Origin of the sequence: Acetobacterium fimetarium, assembly GCF_014284475.1 — a bacterium.
GTDB classification, from domain to species: domain Bacteria; phylum Bacillota; class Clostridia; order Eubacteriales; family Eubacteriaceae; genus Acetobacterium; species Acetobacterium fimetarium.
Map to the genome: position 1 here is coordinate 36,899 of NZ_WJBC01000010.1, position 20,988 is coordinate 57,886.

General features: G+C 44.7%; 13 protein-coding genes. 12 read left to right on the top strand and 1 reads right to left on the bottom strand.

All coding sequences use genetic code 11. The annotated features are described in order from the left end of the window. Window positions 1-55 precede the first annotated feature (55 nt). The 8 genes from trpD to GH808_RS08300 all read left to right on the top strand — a co-directional run bounded on the left by trpD (window position 56) and on the right by GH808_RS08300 (window position 12,186). Window positions 56-1,165 (top strand): anthranilate phosphoribosyltransferase, encoded by a 1,110-nt coding sequence (gene trpD / locus GH808_RS08265; RefSeq protein ID WP_186842310.1) that lies wholly within the window; start codon window positions 56-58, stop codon window positions 1,163-1,165. A gap of 4 nt (window positions 1,166-1,169) precedes the next feature. After that, the gene (locus GH808_RS08270; RefSeq protein WP_186842311.1) at window positions 1,170-1,376 is read left to right on the top strand and encodes a hypothetical protein; all 207 of its coding nucleotides are present in this window, start codon (window positions 1,170-1,172) and stop codon (window positions 1,374-1,376) included. A 314-nt stretch (window positions 1,377-1,690) separates the two neighbouring features. After that, the gene (locus GH808_RS08275) at window positions 1,691-2,608 is read left to right on the top strand and encodes a 5'-nucleotidase (protein ID WP_186842312.1); all 918 of its coding nucleotides are present in this window, start codon (window positions 1,691-1,693) and stop codon (window positions 2,606-2,608) included. Between the two features lie 147 nt (window positions 2,609-2,755). After that, window positions 2,756-4,261 (top strand): TIGR02677 family protein, encoded by a 1,506-nt coding sequence (locus GH808_RS08280; RefSeq protein ID WP_186842313.1) that lies wholly within the window; start codon window positions 2,756-2,758, stop codon window positions 4,259-4,261. Then, window positions 4,248-5,402, top strand: a complete 1,155-nt coding sequence (locus tag GH808_RS08285) for a TIGR02678 family protein (protein WP_186842314.1) — start codon at window positions 4,248-4,250, stop codon at window positions 5,400-5,402. Before GH808_RS08280 ends, GH808_RS08285 begins: the two co-directional genes overlap by 14 nt. Continuing rightward, entirely contained in the window at window positions 5,392-9,471 is a 4,080-nt protein-coding gene (locus tag GH808_RS08290; protein ID WP_186842315.1) for a TIGR02680 family protein, read from the top strand. Before GH808_RS08285 ends, GH808_RS08290 begins: the two co-directional genes overlap by 11 nt. Then, the gene (locus tag GH808_RS08295; protein ID WP_186842316.1) at window positions 9,471-10,757 is read left to right on the top strand and encodes a TIGR02679 domain-containing protein; all 1,287 of its coding nucleotides are present in this window, start codon (window positions 9,471-9,473) and stop codon (window positions 10,755-10,757) included. Before GH808_RS08290 ends, GH808_RS08295 begins: the two co-directional genes overlap by 1 nt. A gap of 253 nt (window positions 10,758-11,010) precedes the next feature. After that, window positions 11,011-12,186 carry a MalY/PatB family protein gene (locus GH808_RS08300; RefSeq protein WP_186842317.1) on the top strand — a complete coding sequence of 392 codons (1,176 nt, stop codon included), beginning with the start codon at window positions 11,011-11,013 and terminating at the stop codon, window positions 12,184-12,186. 57 nt (window positions 12,187-12,243) lie between these two features. Here GH808_RS08300 and GH808_RS08305 read toward each other — a convergent pair whose 3' ends face one another. Beyond that, on the bottom strand, window positions 12,244-14,283 hold the full coding sequence (locus GH808_RS08305) for a glutamine synthetase III family protein (protein ID WP_207722291.1): 2,040 nt from the start codon (window positions 14,281-14,283) through the stop codon (window positions 12,244-12,246). Between the two features lie 556 nt (window positions 14,284-14,839). Here GH808_RS08305 and GH808_RS08310 point away from each other — a divergent pair. The 4 genes from GH808_RS08310 (at window position 14,840) to carB (ending at window position 20,952) form a co-directional block, all read left to right on the top strand. Next, window positions 14,840-15,067 carry a hypothetical protein gene (locus GH808_RS08310; protein WP_186842319.1) on the top strand — a complete coding sequence of 76 codons (228 nt, stop codon included), beginning with the start codon at window positions 14,840-14,842 and terminating at the stop codon, window positions 15,065-15,067. Window positions 15,068-15,300: 233 nt separating this feature from the next. Next, window positions 15,301-16,569 carry an adenylosuccinate synthase gene (locus GH808_RS08315; protein ID WP_186842320.1) on the top strand — a complete coding sequence of 423 codons (1,269 nt, stop codon included), beginning with the start codon at window positions 15,301-15,303 and terminating at the stop codon, window positions 16,567-16,569. Window positions 16,570-16,636: 67 nt separating this feature from the next. Then, entirely contained in the window at window positions 16,637-17,761 is a 1,125-nt protein-coding gene (gene carA / locus GH808_RS08320) for a glutamine-hydrolyzing carbamoyl-phosphate synthase small subunit (RefSeq protein WP_186842321.1), read from the top strand. After that, window positions 17,752-20,952, top strand: a complete 3,201-nt coding sequence (gene carB / locus GH808_RS08325) for a carbamoyl-phosphate synthase large subunit (protein WP_186842322.1) — start codon at window positions 17,752-17,754, stop codon at window positions 20,950-20,952. Before carA ends, carB begins: the two co-directional genes overlap by 10 nt. Window positions 20,953-20,988: the final 36 nt, after the last annotated feature.

Consider the following 20,988-nt stretch of genomic DNA (forward strand, 5'->3'; position numbering starts at 1 on the left):
GTTGTTCGATATTATGCGTTTGGCAATTACTATAAAAATTATTAAGGAGATAAAAATGGAATCATCAGTCAGTATGAAGGATTATGGACAGGTCATCACAAAACTCATCAACAAGGAAAGTTTAACAAAGAGCGTTTCAAAGGAAATGTTTATGGAGATTTTAACGGACAAACAGACCGCAATGCAGCAGGGAGCGTTCTTGGCGGCTCTCAGTGCTAAAGGAGCGACTCCGGAAGAGGTGGCAGGAAGTTTTGAAGCCATTTACGAAGTGGATACGCTCAAGGTTGATCCAGTAACCGAATTTCCGGTTGTGGATAACTGTGGAACAGGGATGGATACATTTAAAACATTCAACATCAGTACCATCGCATCCATCATTGCGGCAGCAGCAGGTATTCCCATGGCAAAACACGGATCCCGGGCGTTGACATCCGTGTGCGGAACCATTGACGTGTTGGAAGCACTGGGGATCGATATGAATTCCTCGGTGGATGTGGTAAAAGAGAGCATCGAAAAAGCCGGTATCGGCATCTTCAACGGTATGAGCCCGGAAGTTCATCCGATGGCATTGGGGCGGATTTTATCACAGATTTCTTTTGGGAGTGTGCTGAATATTTCGGCTTCGCTTGCTAACCCAGCCCTGCCGAAATATGGTGTTCGCGGTGTTTATTCAAAGGAGATGCTGGATTTCATTCCTCAGCTTATGGGAGAAATTGGCTATCAACGCGCATTGGTGGTATACGGAGAAGTGGGAGATCAGTGCATGGATGAAGCCTCGACCTTGGGAACGACCTATATTGCAGAGTTGAAAGAAGACAAAACCGTGGAAAACTACTCATTTAATCCACAGGATATGGGGATAACTCCCGGAATTGTGGATGAAATCCGAACGTTTGATTCTGTCGAGGAGTCGGCGCTGTGCATCATTCGGTTGCTGAATGGAAAGGAAACGAGGAGCCGTGAAGATATTGTGGCGCTGAATGCCGGATTGATTCTCTATCTGCGTGATAAAGCCTCCAGCATACGTGAAGGCTATGAGCTGTCCCGGGAACTTATCCACAATGGAAAAGCCTGGGATAAACTAAAATCCTGGGTGAAATACCAGAATCGGGATGGCATCCAGGGAATGGCGACGCTGGAAAAACTGGCTGAAAAGGTGCTCTGATAGAATGAATCTTTACGCATTAAAATCGGATGACGGCTATTTGAAAATAGCGGAAAACGAGACATGGACACTGGTTGACATCAATAAAGCCAGCGTCTATCCGGAGGCGGTTTTGGGAAAATTGAAAGTGCGCAAAGAAGCCTTTAAATCACAGGTGTCAAACCTGCGGATTGTCGAGCTGACCCTGGTGGAAAAGGACTATTTTGCCTGAAGCAGGAGCCTTTCAAAATATTTAATTAATCCACAGCAAAGCCGGTAAAACAGCGCGTTTTACCGGCTCTATTTTACTTCTGAAACGCCAGCAGAAGCGGAGCCGGCTTGTTGCGGTCATGGGCATAACGAGTGGCAGCTGTTGATAAAATGACGCAAAATTGGATTTTTATAGGCATTTTGATAAAAAAATGATAAAATATACAGAAAAGATATCCACAATTACCGGTGAAAATGAAACAATTGTGGATAAGTTGGGCCTTCGCAGGGCGCATATTCCAACAGCAATAAAAAAATAAAGAGGATAAGAGGCGCATGATGCATAAATTTGAAAACTGTTTGGTGGTCGGCATATCTTCCCGGGCACTTTTTGATTTGGAGGAAGAGAATCGGATCTTCGAGAAGGAAGGCGTTGAAGCCTATGCGCAATACCAGATTGAACATGAAAATGAGATTCTAACTCCGGGAACCGGTTTTGCTTTAATCAAGGCGCTGCTCAATCTCAATAAGATCGAGCCAGAGAAACGCAAGACCGAGATTATCGTCATGTCCAAAAACAGCGCCGATACCAGTCTGCGGATCTTCAACTCCATCAGGCATTACAAGTTGGATATTACCAGAGCCGCGCTGGTAAGCGGAGCCTTTCTTTCGCCCTATCTCGACGCATTCCAAACTGATTTGTTTCTTTCAGCCAACGAGGAGGATGTTCAGGAGGCCATCAATTCAGGTGTGGCGGCAGGAATTATCTATACCCAGCATCTGCCGCGGGAAAACGTGAAAGAAATTGATCAGATCCGAATTGCCTTTGATGGCGATGCCGTTCTATTTTCGGATGCCTCTGAAAAAATCTATCAGGCACACGGCATCGAAGCGTTTCAGGAATATGAGGTTAAGAATGCAAAAAAACCATTGCCGGAAGGGCCCTTTGCTAAATTCCTGAAGACTTTATCGACCCTTCAAAAACAGTTTGATAAAAATGACGCGCCGATTCGGACCGCGCTGGTAACCGCGCGAAATGCGCCAGCCCATGAGCGGGTGATCCGAACCCTGAGAGCCTGGGATGTGCGGATTGATGAAGCTTTTTTCCTGGGCGGCATGGGAAAACAGGAAGTACTGAAGGCGTTTGGTGCACATATCTATTTTGACGACCAGGCATTTCATACCGATGCCGCAGCGGAATTTGTGCCTTCGGCACGGGTGCCTTATAAGAATGAGGAGATCTCAGTAGAGTGACACGAAATCAATTATTGTTGCAACGATATTTTGATAAAGGTAAAGTGCTGATAAAATATATTGCCGGAAAAGAAGAACAATGTTTGGCCATTTGAAGTTAATGGTTTTGGATTAGAAAATTAAGAAATCAAAAGTTAGGAAAAATGAATGAAGCTTGAAATCACCAGTAAACTGACAAAGCAGATTGATGAGACTCGTTATCTTACGGCTGATAATGCCTGGCGGTATCGAAGTATTTTACGGTTCTTTTATATGGAATCTGAAAAAATGAAATACTGGCTATATAAGGAAGATATTTTTGAAGAATTGAGGGAGCATGAAGAGTTTAAAGAATATACGCTCGACATGTGTAAACAGGATTTGGATGTGCTGCTATCCTGGAAAAACCTTACAGCTCAACAGGATACATCCAGGGCATCGACGGTTCAGGAATTTAAAAACAAGCAATTCAGATACCAACTTTCCGAATACAGTGTGGAAATTGAACGTCTTACCATCCGGCTGGAAAACCTTTCCAGCAAAAGTGCATCCCTGGAACCATCTCTTCTGGAACGGCTGAGAGAGGAACTGAAGAAAATTCCACAGATGGCGAAACTCAGCGAAAAAGAGGTGGGAAGCTGGTGGAATGGACTGAACAGTGATTTCAAAAGACTGAATCAGAATTATCAGGATTACATCAGAGATTTGTACAGCATAAAAGCCGAGGAAATGATGAAGACTCGGGAGTTTATGGTTTTTAAAGACAAATTTATTGAGTATCTCAGGGATTTTGTTAAAGGATTGCAACATCATGCAAATGCAATTGAATATGGTTTGAAAAAGCTAGATCTCCAGGATATCGATAGTGTGCTGAAGAAGGCTGTGGACTATGAAATTTCCATTCCCAGACTCGAAATTGAAATAAATGAAAAAGTTATCCGGGAAAATATTTACGGTCGCTGGGATAGTCTGAACAACTGGTTTTTGGGAACACGGGGAAGGGCAAGCGAAGCGGAAAGACTGCTCAATATGACAAATGATATTATCAGAAAGATCACCCGGTATGCTTTCCAGATTTCAGAAAGCAGAAACACCGCTATCAATCGCAAGGAAGAATACAGAAAGTTGGCCCAGATGTTTTCCAATTGTCAGGATATAAAGGAAGCCCACAAATTATCAAGTGTATCATTTGGAATTTTTCATATGAAACATATTAAATCAGATGCACACAGGGAAACGGAGAGCATCAACAGTGATGTTTTTGATGAATCGCCCGGTGTTCTTACGGTTAAGCCAAGAGTGCGGGGCTATCGGGAAAAAGCGCAACGCAGTCCGATTCGAAGTAATGCGGAGAAAAAGGAAGCCATGATGCTGAAGATAAAAACAGAGCGGGAAAATGAACGGCAGACCATCGAAAACTATATGCTGGGAGACACGATCGATTTTTCTTCGCTTCCGGTTATCGAGCGGCATGTAAGAAGCACCTTGTTAAAATGGCTAAGCAGAGGGATCAACAGTGCGGGAGGAAGATGTAAAACCGAAGATGGTCGCATTTACGAGGTTGAAGCGCCTGCCGAGGACAAAAAGAGATGTGTGGTGCGTTGTGAAGATGGAGATTTGGAAATGCCGGCTTATCGGATTCGCTTTGTGAGGTCTGTAAATGAAAGAACTTGAAATGCTGCTGGATAACTATTGGATTATCAAGGATGATGATAAGGAGCTGTTTTATCGGGTTAAAGACAGCATTCTGCAATTCAAAGCTTTTCTAAATGAAAAGCTGGGATATCGGATTCTGATGAATCAGCATCTGATTAAGCTGGAGAAAATTCCAGGGAGCGCTGAAAGCTTCATGGGAATTGTAGAATTTAATGATCCGACAGAGTATGTTTTATTGTGTCTTTTACTGATGTTTCTGGAAGATAAATCCAGAGAAGAACAGTTTGTTCTATCTGAAATCACGGAATTTATTGAAGGAAACTACATCGGCACTGAAAAAATTGACTGGACACTTTATAAATACCGCAAGCATTTTATTAAAGTTCTGCGTTTTGCCCAGAACATGGGAATGATAAAGGTTGATGATGGCGATGAACAGATGTTTGCCCATCATTCAGATACAGAGGTGCTATATGAAAGTACCGGTTTTTCACGATATTTTGTCAGGCATTTCACATCGGATATCATGGGGTTTTCAGATTATCAAGAGATGGAAAACCCGGAGTGGGGTGAAGTGAAGATGGATCGTGGACTTATCCGACGTCAGCGTGTTTACCGAAAGCTTCTTATGGAGCCGGCGGTGTATAACCGGGGAGGCGAAGATGCGGATTACGATTATATCAAAAAACAAAGAGGTCTGATCGAAAATGATATCCAGAAATATCTGGATTATAACCTTCATGTTCATAAAAATGCGGCGATGGTTATTGTTCCATCGGATAAGAATTTAAAGGATACTTTTCCCGATGCCAAGGCGATCAGCGATATAACCTTATTGTTAAATGGATGTATTCGAAAAGGAATTGAGGAAGGAAAGTGGGCAGTCAATCAAAAGGGCAGTGTTATTATCTCGCGAACAGCATTTGAAACCATGGTGGTGGAGTTGAAAGAATTGGCTGGGAGAGGATGGAGCAAAGAATATCGTGAGATGACGGTATCCAGTCTCACGAACAGCCTTTTGGATTATATGGAAAGTTTTAAGATGCTGAAACTAATGCTTGATGGCAGAGAAATTGAGATACTGTCATTGGCTGGTAAACTGATGGGAGAATATCCAAAAGATTTTGGACAATTGGAGGAGAAACAAGATGCAAAATAACAGATGGGTTATTAACCGCGCAGGGCTGATAAACTTCTGGTACTATGACGATGAGGTCTTTGAATTTTCAAAAGGAAGATTGCTGTTGAGGGGCTCAAATGGTTCAGGAAAATCGGTTACCATGCAGAGTTTTGTTCCATTGCTACTGGATGGAAATAAAAGTCCGGAAAGATTGGATCCTTTTGGATCAAAGGCCAGAAAGATTGAAAATTATCTGCTTGGTGAAGAGGCTGGTGACAAGGACGAATCCATCGGCTACCTTTATATGGAATTCAAGAAAAAGCAGTCTGATCAGTTTGCCACCATTGGGATGGGGTTTAAGGCCAATCGGGGGAAACCATTAAAATCCTGGGGCTTTTCTGTTACGGATGGCAGAAGAATCGGGAAAGATCTGCATTTATATAAGCAGGTGGGTGAAAAAATACCGTTAACTATGAAAGAATTGGAGAATCGAATCGCTGATGGTGGACAGGTGGTCGAAGGTCAGAAAAATTATATGAAACTGGTCAATGATCTGATTTTCGGTTTTGAGGATCTGGATGAATACGATGAGCTGGTGAAACTTTTGGTTCAGCTGAGAAGTCCCAAACTGTCCAAGGATTTTAAGCCAACGGTTATCTATGAAATCATGGAAAATTCACTGCAGCCTTTATCAGAAGATGATCTGAGGCCCATGTCTGAAGCGATTGAAAACATGGATAACATCAAAAGCAGGTTCGAAGAGTTGCAGGAATGCAAGAGCGCAGCAGACCGGATTAAACAGAGATATGACCGGTATAATCAATTTGTTGTTATGGATAAAGCTAAATTGTTTTATGATTATCAACTCCAATTAAATCAGCAAAAAAATCTTCAGGAAAACAGAATAAAAGAACTGGAAAAATCAAAAAAGCAGGTGGTTGATTTAGAATCAGCCATTGAAAAGCTGGAAATTAGGCTTAAAACTCAGCAGGACAAAAAGCGGGAACTGGAGAAGCATGACAGCGTTCGCATACAGGATAAGATCCTTGATCTGGAAAAAGAAATAAGCGATTTGTATAAACAGCTGGCTGATAAAGAGCAACAGCATGAAACAAAGCGTATCCAGGAAAGAGCATTTGAAAGCCAGATTTGCGATTGTGAAGCAGAAAAAGAAGCTGGAGAAAAAGCCATCCTTCGTAAGCTGGATGAGATGAAGGACCTTTCGGAGAACTTTGATTTTGACGAGCATGTTTTTATGATGGATGAAATGAAAAAAGATGTATCTGGAGATTATGAGTTTGCCTATCTCAAAAGTACGCTGAGAGAACATACCCGAACTCTTTCGAGTGCCATTAAAGCTATGGAGGAAGAAAAACGGATTGCCAGAGACTACGACAATTTATGTTTAGAGCTGGATCAACTGAAGAAAGCGTTGGAAGACAAGGCGAGGATTCTGGAACAGGCCAGAAGACAGCTCATTGAAATTCAGGATGAGATGGTCGAAAAAGTTTATCTGGGAAATGATAAAAACAAGGAATACCGCATCTCAAAAGATGGACTTACCGCTCTTTCCAGAGAAATACATCAATTCGGACCAAACAGCAATTTTAACAGTATATTCAACCTGTTTTCAAAAGAATACAATGCTCTGGAAGCCGTAAAAAAAGAAAAGTATTATCAGGAAAAAGAGGCCCGAAATAAAATAGAACAAGAATGTACTGAAAAGCAAGAAGAAATCAATCAGTGGAAAAACATAAAGGATCCGGAACCTGCCAGAGCTGAAAAAGTGCTTAAAAACAGAGAAAATCTAACGGCTTTAGGAATTCCCCATATTCCCCTATATAAAACGGTTGATTATGTTGAAGATCTGGATATTGAGACGAGGGCATGCATAGAAGAGGCAATCGTGGATATGGGACTGTTGGATGCTCTGATTGTGCCCAAAGCCTTTCAGGAAAAATTAAAAACGGTGACTGATAGAGGCGGAGACAAATACATTTGCGCATCTCCACAATTCATGGTACATACGATCAACCAATACCTGAGGGTGGATCCATCCATGGCGGATATCCCTAAAGAAGAAGTTGAAAATGTCTTAACCAGTATTCTGATGGATGAGAATCATCATACCTATATGGATGAGAGGGGAAACTTTCGACTGGGGATTCTAAGAGGAAAAACTGGTGGCGGCTATACGCCTAAATTTATCGGTTCTACAGCCAGAAAGAAATATCGGGAAGACCGGCTAAAATGTTTAGGTCAGGAACTGGAAGAGATTCAAAGTCGCTTGAATCAGAAAAATTTGGCTGTTCAGCTACTTGAAGATGAACAGAAAGTTTTAAAAGTAGAATATGCCAGTGTTCCTGATGGGACGGATCTGCTAACAGCGGCAGATGAGGTAAAAAGCATCACCTTCGATCATGAAAAATATCAGGAGCAGTTGGATAAAAAGAAGGCAGAAGAAAAAAAATTATATGAAGAGGTTAAAAAAGTCAAGGAAGTGATCCTCAAAATTACGCTTCGGCTATCCCTGTATTTAGACCTTGAAACCTATCGCGAAGCATATGAAATTGCGCTGGAATATAATGAAGACCTGCATATACTCGAAAACCTGAAAATTGAAATCAGGAACAGCATAAGCAATCTGACAATGATAAAAAGCCGCTATGAAGATATACTGAGGGATATTGATGATATCCTGTATGATCAGGGCATCATCAATCGCAAGCTGTCTTCTGGAAAGATAACGCTGGATAATTTAAAAGACCAGTTAAAACTAACGGATTATGAGACAATAAAAAACGAACTTGACGAATGCACGCAGGATCTTGAGAAAATACCAAAAGAAAAAGAAATGTTGGTGATAAGCAATGTTCAGGAACAGAGTCGCATAGAGCTGTTAACTGCAGAACTGGTTAAACTCAGGAGCGAGTACAGTCGTGATCAGGAAATCAGCGATATCTATAAAGAATCGTTTAAAGCGGAACTGGAACTTGGTTATGTGATAAAAAATCAGGATCGGAATTTGGCTGATATAGCGGAACAATTGGTTCGGGAAAATCCGGATACGGATAAAAAGGGTAAAAAAGACAAGGAATACTACACTTATAAACTCCTGGAAAGCTTCAATGAAAACAGCCAATATCTGAGAGAGTATGCGGTAAACATTCAGAATATATTTGAAGAAAGTGCTCTTTTTGAAGAAGTTTATGCAGATGCCTATTCCAAAAGAAGAAGAATGAATATCACCGCGAAAGCACTGGGGAAGACGGTTGATTTTTATGATTTGGCTTTCTATTTGTCGGATAGTCTGGAAGAAACTGGAAAGCTATTGAAAGAAAGTGACAGAGAACTTTTCGAAGATATTCTGGTAAAAAACATCAGTAAAAAAATAAGCGGACGAATTTTTCATAGTGAAAAATGGGTTCATAACATGAATAAACTCATGGAGAAGATGGATACATCAATGGGGCTTTCCTTTAGTCTTAAGTGGAGCAGTAAGAAAGCGGAAACAGAAGATCAGCTGGATACGAAAAAATTGGTAGATCTTTTGAAAATGGATGGAAATCTGCTGAGAGAGCAGGATTTGAATGCAATTTCCGAGCATTTCAGATCAAAAATTGCTTTGGCAAGACGGACGATGGAAGATAAGAATATTAACATGACCTTTCATTCAATCATGAAAGAAATACTGGATTATCGAAAATGGTTTGAATTCAAACTGTTTTTCAAGAAAACCGGTCAAATTGGGAAAGAACTTACGAACAATGGATTTTTTCAATTCAGCGGTGGGGAAAAAGCCATGGCGATGTATGTACCTTTGTTTTCGGCGGTTAATGCGAGGTATGAAAGTGCCGGGAAGGAAAGTGCGCGAATTATTTCTCTGGATGAAGCCTTTGCCGGAGTGGATGAACAGAACATACGCGATATGTTCAGATTGTTGAATGATCTGGACTTAAGCTACATCATCAATTCACAAATTCTCTGGGGCGATTATGACACGGTGGATTCCGTTGCTATCAGTGAGCTGATAAGACCGGACAATGTGGATTTTGTGACCGTTCTCCGCTATCATTGGAATGGAAAAACCATGGAACTGGTAGGTTGATGATGGTCGATGAATTTGTCGCTTATCTCAAAAGAAATCCGGGGTTCAAACGCATTCTGATAAAATTAAAGAACAAATATGAATCCCTCGGGCATTTTGGAGGCATTATTCAATTGGATAACATTACTCAAGATGAGCAGGAAGTCCTGAGGAGTCTTTTCAGGAAGGGGTATCATAAAAAAAACGCATCATTTCAGGCAGAAAAGTTCATCCGATCATTTGATCAAACAAAATTTGCCGGAATGGATTTTACCGAAGTGCTGACAAAATATTTTGGGGAAGAACTGAATTGGAAAAAGGAACTGAAAAACCAATATCTGGAGGCAAAAAGTCAGTATTTTATCGAGATTATTGCCAGCTATCGGAGTACCCCGGCAGCAGGGTGGCTGGAAGCTACTATTAAAGAGAAAAACAATGCCTATTCAATTCTTGCCGTAAAATATGATGAGGATAAAGAAAAGCTTCAAGCGCTTATTAATAATGTGTGCATGGGTTTGAATAAACTGATTGAAAACTCTGAAAAGGTACGGTTGGCTCTTTTTGCATCTCAAATAACAAAAGATCCTCATGCATTTGACCGGAAAAAAGAAGGCGGAACACTTCTTCTTCATGCATTGAGCTATTATTATTCCACAAAATACCCGATCAATGCGGAAGAACAAAGCGAACTGTTATACAGGGCAGGGCTTATCTATGATGAAGTTTCCAATTACACAATTTGTCGAGGAATAAAAGCCGCTATCAAAGATCATAACCATCCGGGATGGGAAGGTTTTGTGGAATCCGGAGAACCGCTCCATGTATCGCTCTGGAATATGAGTAAAATTGATACCGTCCAGTGTGTTGAGAATCAGGTCTTTGTATTTGAAAATCCTACGGTATTCAGTGAAATAGTGGATTTTTTCCAAGGGAAACCATGTTCTATAATCTGCTCATCAGGAAATTTGAAGCTGGCAACCTTGTTACTCCTGGATAAAATTGTTCAGAGAGGCGGTTTGATTTATTATGGAGGGGATTTAGATCCGGAAGGTTTAATCATTGCAGATAAACTAAAAAAAAGATACAACGAAAAATTAATACTTTGGCACTTTAAACCTGAGGACTATACGGATATCCAGTCCATGAGTTATATTTCAGAAACCCGGTTAAAAAAAATGGATGGAATTGAATCACCGGAACTATTGGAAACTGTAGAAATCATAAGACAATCAGGAACGGGTGCTTATCAGGAATTATTGATAGATGATTACATCAGGGATATGGAAAAATTTTTGTCGGCAGGCTAATAAAAAAGGAAACCTGTCATTTAAGATAGGGTTCCTTTTTTGAGAGAGAGGATTTTTGTCCAAATCTATATCAAACTGATTAATTATGGAAAGTTAATTAATCGGTGTTGCTCATTACGTTTAGTTTACCCGCTGCATGTGGTCGAGCTTTGACAGTTATGTGAAAATCATGTGAATTTTCACAAAATGGTTGTTAAAGGGAATATTGAATCGGTATAATTAGTTACACGAGCCTGAAAAGGAGGAATTAGATTTGAGATACAATTTTAATGAAATAATAAAACGGGACAACACCAATTCGATAAAATTTGATTTTGCCGGTCAATGTGGCAAACCGGAGGGGCTTTTGCCGCTGTGGGTTGCGGACATGGATTTTAAAACCCCGGAACCGGTCGTGGAAGCCCTGGTCGAAAAAAGCCGGCATGGAATTTTCGGTTATTCGGAAAGCGGACCGGATTATTTTTCGATTCTTAAGGACTGGTTTAAAACAAATTTTGACTGGCACATCCAACCGGACTGGCTGGTGAAAACACCGGGGGTGGTCTTTGCCATTGCCAAAGCCGTTCAAAGCCTGACTCAAAAAGATGATAGTGTGATCATCCAGCAGCCGGTTTATTATCCATTTGCGGAGATCATCAGAAAAAATGAACGCAATCTGGTTGTCAATCAACTCGTTTATAAGAATGGCAGGTATACCATCGATTACGATGATTTTGAAAACAGAATCGTCAAAAATGACGTCAAGCTGTTTGTTTTATGCAATCCCCACAATCCGGTCGGCCGGGTGTGGACAAAGGAGGAACTGATCCGTTTAGGTGATATCTGCCTGAAACATGGCGTAACGGTTGTTGCCGATGAAATCCACCAGGATTTTATTTATCCGGGCCATCAACACCTTGTCTTCGCCGCTTTAAAGCCGGCTTTTTTGGGCATGACCATTACCTGCACAGCGCCAAGCAAGACTTTCAACCTGGCCGGCTTGCAGGTATCCAATATTTTTATTGAAAACAGCGAGATGCGGCATCGATTCATCGGGGAAATGAATAAATGCGGTTATAACGAGCTGAGTATTATGGGGCTTGTGGCTTGTGCGGCCGCTTATTCAAAAGGTCGGGAATGGCTGGAAGAACTTAAAACATATCTTGTGGGAAATCTGGATTTTGCGCGAAGTTTTTTAGCTGAACGGCTTCCGCAGATAAAACTCGTCGAGCCGGAAGGCACCTATCTGATCTGGCTGGATTTCAATGAGCTGGGGCTGAATGACAAGGAACTGGATGCGTTGATCGTCAACAAAGCCGGATTATGGCTTGATGAAGGAACGCTGTTCGGGGCTGGTGGGGAAGGCTTTCAGCGGATCAATATCGCAACTCCGAGAGACGTCCTCAAACAGGCATTATCCCAATTGGAGCAGGCCATCAACAATCGATAGAATTAAAAACACTGGAAGATTCGCAGAATCTTCCAGTGTTTTTTGATCAGGCCGGTATTAAACGTAGAATAGAATGTCTTCGTAATTCGGGAATGGCCAGTATTCTTTACCGACGATGGATTCCAGCGCGTCGGCCGTCTGGCGGAGTGTTTCCATAGCCGGAATAACCGCGTTGCAGTGATAGGTGGCTTCGGCCTGAGCCGATTCGCAGTCCTGCGCAGCGGCCAGGGTGGTTTCCAGGCTGTCAATGGCCTTGATGAGTTCGCCGGACAGTTTGGAAATGCGTTCGGCCAGCGTGGTTTCAGCCGAGACATCGATGAAATCGCCGCAGGATTTCTTCGCCAGCAGGGTGTCGCAGACCTCTTTGGTGTAGGAGACGACAGCCGGCGAGATTTCGCGTTTGGCCATGTTCAGCATGGTCAGGGCTTCAATGTTGATGGTTTTGCTGTATTCGTCCAGATGGATCTCACAACGGGATTCCAGTTCAGCCGGGGTGTAAATATTGTGACGACTGAACAGTTTTTCATTCTTTTCGGACGTGTATTCAGCCAGGGCTTCCGGTGTGGTTTTCAGGTTGGGCAGACCGCGACGAGCAGCTTCTTCAACCCATTCGTCGGAGTAGTTGTTGCCGTTGAAGACGATGCGTTTGTTTTCAATGACGGATTTCTGCAGCAGAGCATCCAGAGCGGTTTCGAAGTCAGCCGCTTTTTCGAGCGTATCGGCATAGTCGCACAGCACATCGGCGACGATGGTATTGATGGTGATATTCGGTCCGGCGATGGACTGGTTGGAACCCAGCATCCGGAATTCGAACTTATTGCCGGTGAAGGCAAAGGGCGAGGTCCGGTTACGGTCCGTCGCATCCATGATCAGCTTCGGCAGGGTGGTGACGCCCATTTCAAGCACGAGGTCTTTCGCTTCCTTGACCGGTTTGCCGGTTTCGATGGACTTCAGCGCGGCAGTCAGCTGTTCGCCGAGGAAAATGGAAACAATGGCCGGTGGGGCTTCATTGGCGCCCAGACGGTGGTCATTTCCGGCGCTGGCAACCGTGATGCGCAGCAGTTCGCTGTATTTGTTCACCGCCTCGATGCAGGCGCAGAGGAACAGCAGGAACTGTTTGTTGTTGACCGGATCGTCCCCGGGAGTAAGCAGGTTCTCACCGGTGTTGGTGGACATCGAAAAGTTGTTGTGTTTTCCGGAGCCGTTGACGAAATCGAACGGTTTTTCATGCAGCAGACAGGCCAGATCGTGGCGATAAGCAACCCGCTGCATGAATTCCATAACCAGCTGATTATTGTCCGTGGCAACGTTCGTGTTGGTGAAAATAGGAGCCATTTCATGCTGGGAAGGGGCAACTTCATTGTGACGGGTTTTGGAAGCAATGCCCAGTTTCCACAGTTCCTTGTCCAGATCCGCCATGTAGTTGGCCACGCGGCCACGGATTCGGCCGAAGTAATGGGTTTCCATTTCCTGGCCCTTGGGCGGTTTGGCGCCAAACAACGTCCGGCCGGTGAGGATCAGATCCTTGCGCTGTGTGAACAGATCGCGTTCGACCAGGAAGTATTCCTGTTCGGCACCGATGGTGGTGGTCACTTTTTTGACATCATTTTTTCCGAACAGGTGCAGGATGCGGACCGCATGGGTATTGAGGACTTCCATCGAACGCAGCAGCGGTGTTTTCTTGTCCAGCACTTCACCGGAGTAGGAACAGAAGACCGTTGGAATGCACAGGGTGGAGCCTTTGATGAACGCATAGGAGGTTGGGTCCCAGGCGGTATAGCCGCGGGCTTCAAAGGTTACGCGGAGTCCGCCGGAGGGGAAAGATGAGGCATCCGGTTCACCCTTGACCAGTTCTTTGCCGGAAAATTCCATGATGACCTTGCCTTCTTCGGTTGGGGTGATGAAGGCGTCATGCTTTTCAGCGGTGATACCGGTCATTGGCTGGAACCAGTGGCTGAAATGGGTAGCGCCCATTTCCAGCGCCCAGTCTTTCATGGCATTGGCGACCACTTCAGCCACGTTTTCTTCCAGAGGCAGATCCTCTTTCATTGTTTTAAGCAGTGAAGCGTAGATGTGTTTGGGCAGGCGTTTTCGCATGACACCGGCATTAAAAACTTTTGATCCGAAAATTTCGTCGATGTTTTCGTGAGTTGTATTTGGCACGTGAGTGTCCTCCTATTTTTTAGTTTTGAATATCTATAACCAATGCATCATAACAGACAAACAGGGTATAAACCTGTTGAACAAAAAAATGCTTTTAGAAGCGTACACAAACACTCTAAAAGCACCGTTGCTGTTTTTATTTGTGTGGCAGCCACCACTTTTCTAAGTTGCCTTCATTATAGACTACAAAAAAAAACTTGTAAAGAAAATTTTTGTGGAACCCAGATGTAAATGTTATCAATTTACCCGGTAATGAAGGGAATGATTTACAAAAACGAAAGCCTACTATATAATAGTATCATTAAGAAGTACAGCGGCAATTGCCAAACAACCGTGAGCTTCGCTGCCAGTTTACACGAAACAATTTTTACACTGTACGGCGGACAGTCTGTCGACTGTTCGCCTACACGTTACACAATTGTTTGTGTAAACTGACATCAAAGCAACGATTGTTCGATTTATAAAAGTACAGTTCGAAAGGAAGAAAAAAATGACGAACAATATAAAGATTGATGAAGAAAAACATATTAAGGTGCTTGATGCACTGCTGGGCGATGCGGATTTGATGACTGCCTTGAATGAGGCAAAATCGTTTGAAGACGGCTACCGATTGGTGGCCGAAAAAGTACCGGGTTTAACGCTGGAAGAATTCACCGGGTCGATGGAATTATTGAGACAGGTGATGATGGCGCAGATGAACAAGACCCCTGCGCAATAGGGTACGTAATATCGTAGTACCGACAATTGTTAGGCATGATAAAACTGTAAACAATATCATCGTAAAATTTAAAAATATGGTGAACAATTTGGATGGCTTTATGTTATAATACTCTGGGAAAAAATGAGCCCATAAATTATAAAGAACAATTCATGTCATGGCGTTTGATTAAGACACGGCTTTCTACAGCGGTGCGTTTTAATCTGAGGGATATAGGGAAGGAATGAGAGTATATGTCGATTTCTGTATTAGTTGGCGCCCAATGGGGCGATGAAGGTAAAGGAAAAATGGTGGATTACTTCGCTGAACAATCGGATTTAATCGTTCGGTTTCAGGGGGGAGACAATGCGGGACATACGGTAATCAATGATTACGGTGTTTTCAAGTTTCATTTAATTCCATGTGGTATTTTCAACAAAAATTGCCAATGTTTGATTGGAACAGGTGTTGTTGTCAATCCAGATGTTTTACTTGAAGAAATGCAACAATTAACGGAAGCAAAAGTCACTTTATCAGGATTGAAAATATCGGCCAAAGCTCATATCCTCATGCCTTATCATCAAAAACTGGATGAATTAATGGAAGCCAGCGGCGGCATTGGGACCACCAAGCGTGGGATTGGACAGGCATACGCCTACAAAGCAATGCGAAAGAGTCTGCGTTTTGAAGATCTGCTGAATCTGGCCGGCGCAAAGAAAAAACTTGAAAACATTGTGCCGGTTGTGAACCGACAAATGAGTTCTTATGATATTGAACCGTACACGGTTGATGAGCTGTTCGCAAAATGTGAGGCCTGGGCAAAATCCTTTAGTCAGATCATTGTGAACCCCACCAGTTTCCTGCACGAGATGATGGAAGCGGATAAAAGCATTCTATTTGAAGGCCAATTGGGAGCCATGAAGGATATCGACCTTGGTATTTTCCCCTATGTCACCTCATCCAATCCGGTGGCGGCTTATGCGGCAGTCAGCGGCGGTTTCCCGGCCAAGAAAATAGACAAAGTCATTGGCGTGGCCAAAGCCTTTTCCAGTGCCGTCGGCGCCGGGCCGTTCCCGACGGAAGAGTTTGGCGGAACCATTGATATGCTCCGCGGAACCGGCGAAAAACCGGATGACGAGTTTGGCGCCCGAACAGGTCGTTCCCGTCGTTTGGGCTGGTTTGATATTCCGGTTCTGAAATACACCCATGCCATTAACGGCTTTGACGAACTGGCACTGTGCAAGATTGACAAGCTGGATGATCTACCGGAAATCAAATTATGTGTTGACTATAAACTGGACGGAAAAATCATCAAAGAATTCCCGAATACCGAAGACCTGGAACGAGTTGAACCGGTCTACATCACCCTTCCGGGATGGCTGAGCGACACGTCAAAAATCCACCGGATCGAAGATCTGCCTGAGAACGCAAAAAAATATATAAAAACAATTGAAGACTTGGTTGGAACGACCATCGCCTATGTTGGCGTTGGACCGAACCGAGAGGATTTAGCGATTCGATAAATATGCTGATACGAGATACCTGGTTGCATGCAATCAGGTATTTTTTGAAAATAAATGGAGGTAGAAAATGTCTTATTATAAAAGAGATAAGCGTGCCTGGCTGGTTTTGTCAGACGGCACTGTTTTTGAAGGCTATAATTTCGGGTGCGAAGGCACGACCATTGGAGAAATCGTCTTTACCACCGGGATGACCGGCTATCAGGAAGTACTGACCGATCCGTCGTACTATGGACAGATTGTGCTTCAGACGTACCCTTTGATCGGAAATTACGGAATCAACACCGATGATATGGAATCGGAAAAAAGCTGGGTCAACGGTTATATCACCAAAGAATGGTGTGAAGAACCGTCGAATTTCCGAAACACCAAAAACATCAATGAATTTCTGATCGAACAGGATAAAATTGGCATCTGGGATGTGGATACCCGGGCCATCACCCGGATCATCCGGGAACATGGCACCATGAACGGCGCCATTACAACGGAAGATTTCTCCGACCCCAAAGTTAAAGAAGCGCTGCTGGAAAAAATCCGCACGTTCAAGGTTGACCAGCCGGTACAGGCCGTCACAAGGAAGAACAAGGGCTGGTACTACACCCAGGTTAACCGGGCCAACCATGTCGCCCTGATCGATTACGGCTACAAGCATAATATCCGCCGGATGCTGCTGAACCTGGGCTGCAACGTCACCGTCATGCCCGCGAACACCACACTTGAAGAAATACGCACCCTCAATCCGGATGGGATTATGCTGTCTAACGGACCGGGAGATCCGGCCGAAAACATTGAAATCATTGAAAATCTGAAAGACTTCATTAACTATGGCAAACCAATTTTTGGCATTTGTCTCGGCCATCAGTTGCTGGCGCTGGCCATGGGCGGCGAAACAATCAAGCTCAAATATGGCCATCGGGGCATGAATCAGCCGGTGAAAGACGTAACCAGAGACCGGGTTTTCATAACCAGCCAGAATCATGGCTACGCCGTTGTTTCGGAAAGTATACCGGAAAAAATCGGAAAGGTGACGCATTTTAATCTGAATGACGGCACCTGCGAGGGAATTGAATACCAGAGCATTCATGCCTTCACTGTGCAGTTCCATCCGGAAGCCAGCGCGGGGCCTAACGACACCGGCTATTTATTTAAAAAGTTTAACGACCTTATGGAAAGGGGGCAACAGGGATGCCTTTAAGAAGTGATATCAAACGCGTGCTCGTCATCGGGTCCGGCCCCATCGTCATTGGACAGGCGGCAGAATTTGACTACGCCGGGACACAGGCCTGCAAAGCCCTGAAAAAGCTGGGGCTGGAAGTCATTCTGGTCAACTCCAATCCGGCCACCATCATGACCGACAAGGTGATGGCGGATAAGGTCTACATTGAACCCCTGACCCTGGAAGTGTTAAGACGGATCATCGTCATGGAGAAACCGGACAGCATTCTTTCCACCCTGGGTGGACAGACGGGACTGACCCTGTCGATGCAGCTGGCCAAGGAAGGCTTCCTGGATGCCCACGACGTCAAACTGCTGGGATCCAATCTGGAAACCATCGAAAAAGCGGAGGACCGTCAGGCTTTCAAAGATATGATGCGTGAAATCGGAGAGCCCTGCATTCCCTCCAAGGTGGTCACAACCGTTGAGGATGCCGTTACTTTTGCCTTGACCATCGGTTATCCGGTGATCGTCCGACCGGCCTTTACCTTGGGCGGCACCGGCGGCGGGATTGTCAATAATCAGCAGGAGCTGGAGGAAATAGCGACAAACGGACTGAGACTGTCACCAATTACCCAGATCCTGGTTGAAAAAGGAATTGCCGGCTGGAAAGAAATTGAGTTTGAAGTCATGCGGGATGCCAAAGGAAACGTCATTACCGTCTGCAGTATGGAAAACGTCGATCCGGTCGGGATTCATACCGGAGATTCGATCGTGGTGGCACCCTGCCAGACCCTGAGTGACAAAGAATTCCAGATGCTGCGGACTTCAGCGCTGAAGATTATTTCCGCGCTGGGCGTTGAAGGTGGCTGCAACTGTCAGTTCGCCCTCAATCCCCAGAACTTCAATTATGCTGTTATTGAGGTCAACCCGCGGGTTTCCCGTTCATCGGCACTGGCTTCAAAAGCCACGGGCTATCCCATTGCCAAGGTTGCCAGCCAGATTGCGGTCGGTTTTTCACTGGATGAAATCACCAACGAAGTAACCGGAACGACCACCGCCTGTTTTGAACCGGCGATCGATTATATCGTGGTCAAATTCCCGCGCTGGCCGTTCGATAAATTTGTCTACGCCAAACGAACCCTCGGCACCCAGATGAAAGCCACCGGGGAAATCATGTCGATCGGATCAAGCTTTGAACATGCCATGATGAAGGCGATCCGTTCGATTGAATTGGGCTTTGAAACGCTTTCGATTGATAAACTGGTGGATGCGACCGATGATGAAATCATGAATATGCTGTCTGATTCAGACGATGAGCGTGTTTTTGTGGTTTACGAAGCCATCAAACGGGGCGTCTCGATGGATGCGATCTTTGCGATCACCAAAATCGATAAATGGTTTCTCGACAAGCTTCGCCATCTGGCCGTCATGGAAAAAGACTTGACCACCCTGGGATTGACAGAAGAACGCGTGACAGTAGCCCGGGAAATCGGATTTTTGGATAAAACCATCGAGGAATTGTCCGGACAGAAGATTGAAGAAACGACAAAAACCTACGCTTCCTTTAAAATGGTTGACACCTGCGCCGGCGAATTCGCAGCCCAGACACCCTATTTTTATTCCACCCGGGACAAAGAAAATGAAGCGGCGCTATTTATTGCCGACCATCCCTCCGGCAAAGATCGGATACTGGTACTCGGATCCGGCCCGATTCGGATCGGACAGGGAATCGAGTTTGACTACTGCTCCGTTCACTGCGCCTGGGCATTGCGGGAAAAAGGCTATGAAGCCATTTTGATCAATAATAACCCAGAAACTGTGTCGACTGACTATGATACCTCCGACCGGCTTTACTTTGAACCATTAACCCAGGAGGATGTCCGCTCCGTGGTCGAAACGGAAAAACCGATCGGGGCCATCGTTCAGTTCGGCGGGCAAACCGCCATCAAACTGACCCGCTATCTGGAAGCCATGGGTGTGCCGGTATTGGGCACCTCCCCAGCCAATGTGGATGCCGCGGAAGACCGCGAGGTATTCGACCAGCTGTTGGAAAAATGTCAGATCCCGAGACCAGAGGGAGAAACCGTCTATACCACCGAAGAAGGGGTGAAAGCGGCCAACCGGCTGGGATTCCCGGTCCTGCTGCGGCCCTCCTATGTTCTGGGCGGGCAGAATATGATTATCGCTCATGAGGAAGAGGATGTGGTGGAATACATGAACATCATCACGACCCATGAGCTGGAAAATCCGGTGCTGATCGATAAATACCTGATGGGAAAAGAAGTGGAAGTGGATGCCATCTGTGACGGCGAAAACTATCTGATTCCCGGGATTATGGAACATATTGAACGGGCCGGCGTGCATTCCGGTGATTCAATTTCCGTTTATCCGCCGCAGACGCTGGATCAGCAGACCAAAGATACGATTGTCGATTATACCGGCCGTCTGGTAAAGGCGCTGGATATCATCGGGATGGTCAACATTCAATATGTTATCTATGAAGGGGCTGTTTACGTCATCGAAGTGAATCCGCGTTCTTCACGGACGGTTCCCTATATTTCAAAAGTGACCGATATCCCGATGGTCAACCTGGCGACCAAAATGATGCTTGGCGAAAAGCTGACTGATCTGGGCTACACGCCCGGTCTGTTCCCGGAAGGTGACTACGTGGCAGTCAAAGTGCCGGTATTCAGCTTTGCCAAGCTGCAGGACGTAGATACCCAGCTGGGACCGGAAATGAAATCCACCGGCGAGGTGCTGGGCGTTGCCAAAACCTTTGCCGATGCGCTCTACAAAGGACTGGTTGCTTCGGGAAACAAAATGGAACGTTCCGGCGGGGTGCTCCTGACGGTCAAAGACCGCGACAAGGACGCCATTGTTGAGATTGGACGTCAATTCCATGAATTGGGCTTTACCATTTACGGAACGGTGGGAACGGCGCTCGTGCTCAATGAAAACAATATTCCCACCAAGGTGGTCCGCCGCATGTCGGAAAGACAGCCGAACATCGGCGATCTGCTCGAAAGCCGGAAAGTCAATTATGTGATTTCGACCTCAACCAAAGGCAGAATGCCGCAGAATGATGGCGTGCGGATGCGTCGAAAATCGGTGGAAAGCTCGATCAGCCTGCTGACTTCGCTCGATACCGCCCAGGCGCTGCTGGACTGCCTGAAATCCAACCGCAACATGGAAGAGATTGAACTGGTCAATATTAAAGATATTCGCTAAATTCGATATCTGCAAAAGAACTTATTCGTTTACATT

Excerpts from the sequence above, each read along its gene's own strand:
- GH808_RS08280 (WP_186842313.1), top strand. The coding sequence starts at position 2,756 with ATGAAGCTTGAAATCACCAGTAAACTGACAAAGCAGATTGATGAGACT.
- GH808_RS08290 (WP_186842315.1), top strand. The coding sequence starts at position 5,392 with ATGCAAAATAACAGATGGGTTATTAACCGCGCAGGGCTGATAAACTTC.
- GH808_RS08305 (WP_207722291.1), bottom strand. The coding sequence starts at position 14,283 with ATGCGAAAACGCCTGCCCAAACACATCTACGCTTCACTGCTTAAAACA.
- carA (WP_186842321.1), top strand. The coding sequence starts at position 16,637 with ATGTCTTATTATAAAAGAGATAAGCGTGCCTGGCTGGTTTTGTCAGAC.
- trpD (WP_186842310.1), top strand. The coding sequence starts at position 56 with ATGGAATCATCAGTCAGTATGAAGGATTATGGACAGGTCATCACAAAA.
- GH808_RS08270 (WP_186842311.1), top strand. The coding sequence starts at position 1,170 with ATGAATCTTTACGCATTAAAATCGGATGACGGCTATTTGAAAATAGCG.
- GH808_RS08285 (WP_186842314.1), top strand. The coding sequence starts at position 4,248 with ATGAAAGAACTTGAAATGCTGCTGGATAACTATTGGATTATCAAGGAT.
- carB (WP_186842322.1), top strand. The coding sequence starts at position 17,752 with ATGCCTTTAAGAAGTGATATCAAACGCGTGCTCGTCATCGGGTCCGGC.
- GH808_RS08275 (WP_186842312.1), top strand. The coding sequence starts at position 1,691 with ATGATGCATAAATTTGAAAACTGTTTGGTGGTCGGCATATCTTCCCGG.
- GH808_RS08295 (WP_186842316.1), top strand. The coding sequence starts at position 9,471 with ATGATGGTCGATGAATTTGTCGCTTATCTCAAAAGAAATCCGGGGTTC.
- GH808_RS08315 (WP_186842320.1), top strand. The coding sequence starts at position 15,301 with ATGTCGATTTCTGTATTAGTTGGCGCCCAATGGGGCGATGAAGGTAAA.
- GH808_RS08310 (WP_186842319.1), top strand. The coding sequence starts at position 14,840 with ATGACGAACAATATAAAGATTGATGAAGAAAAACATATTAAGGTGCTT.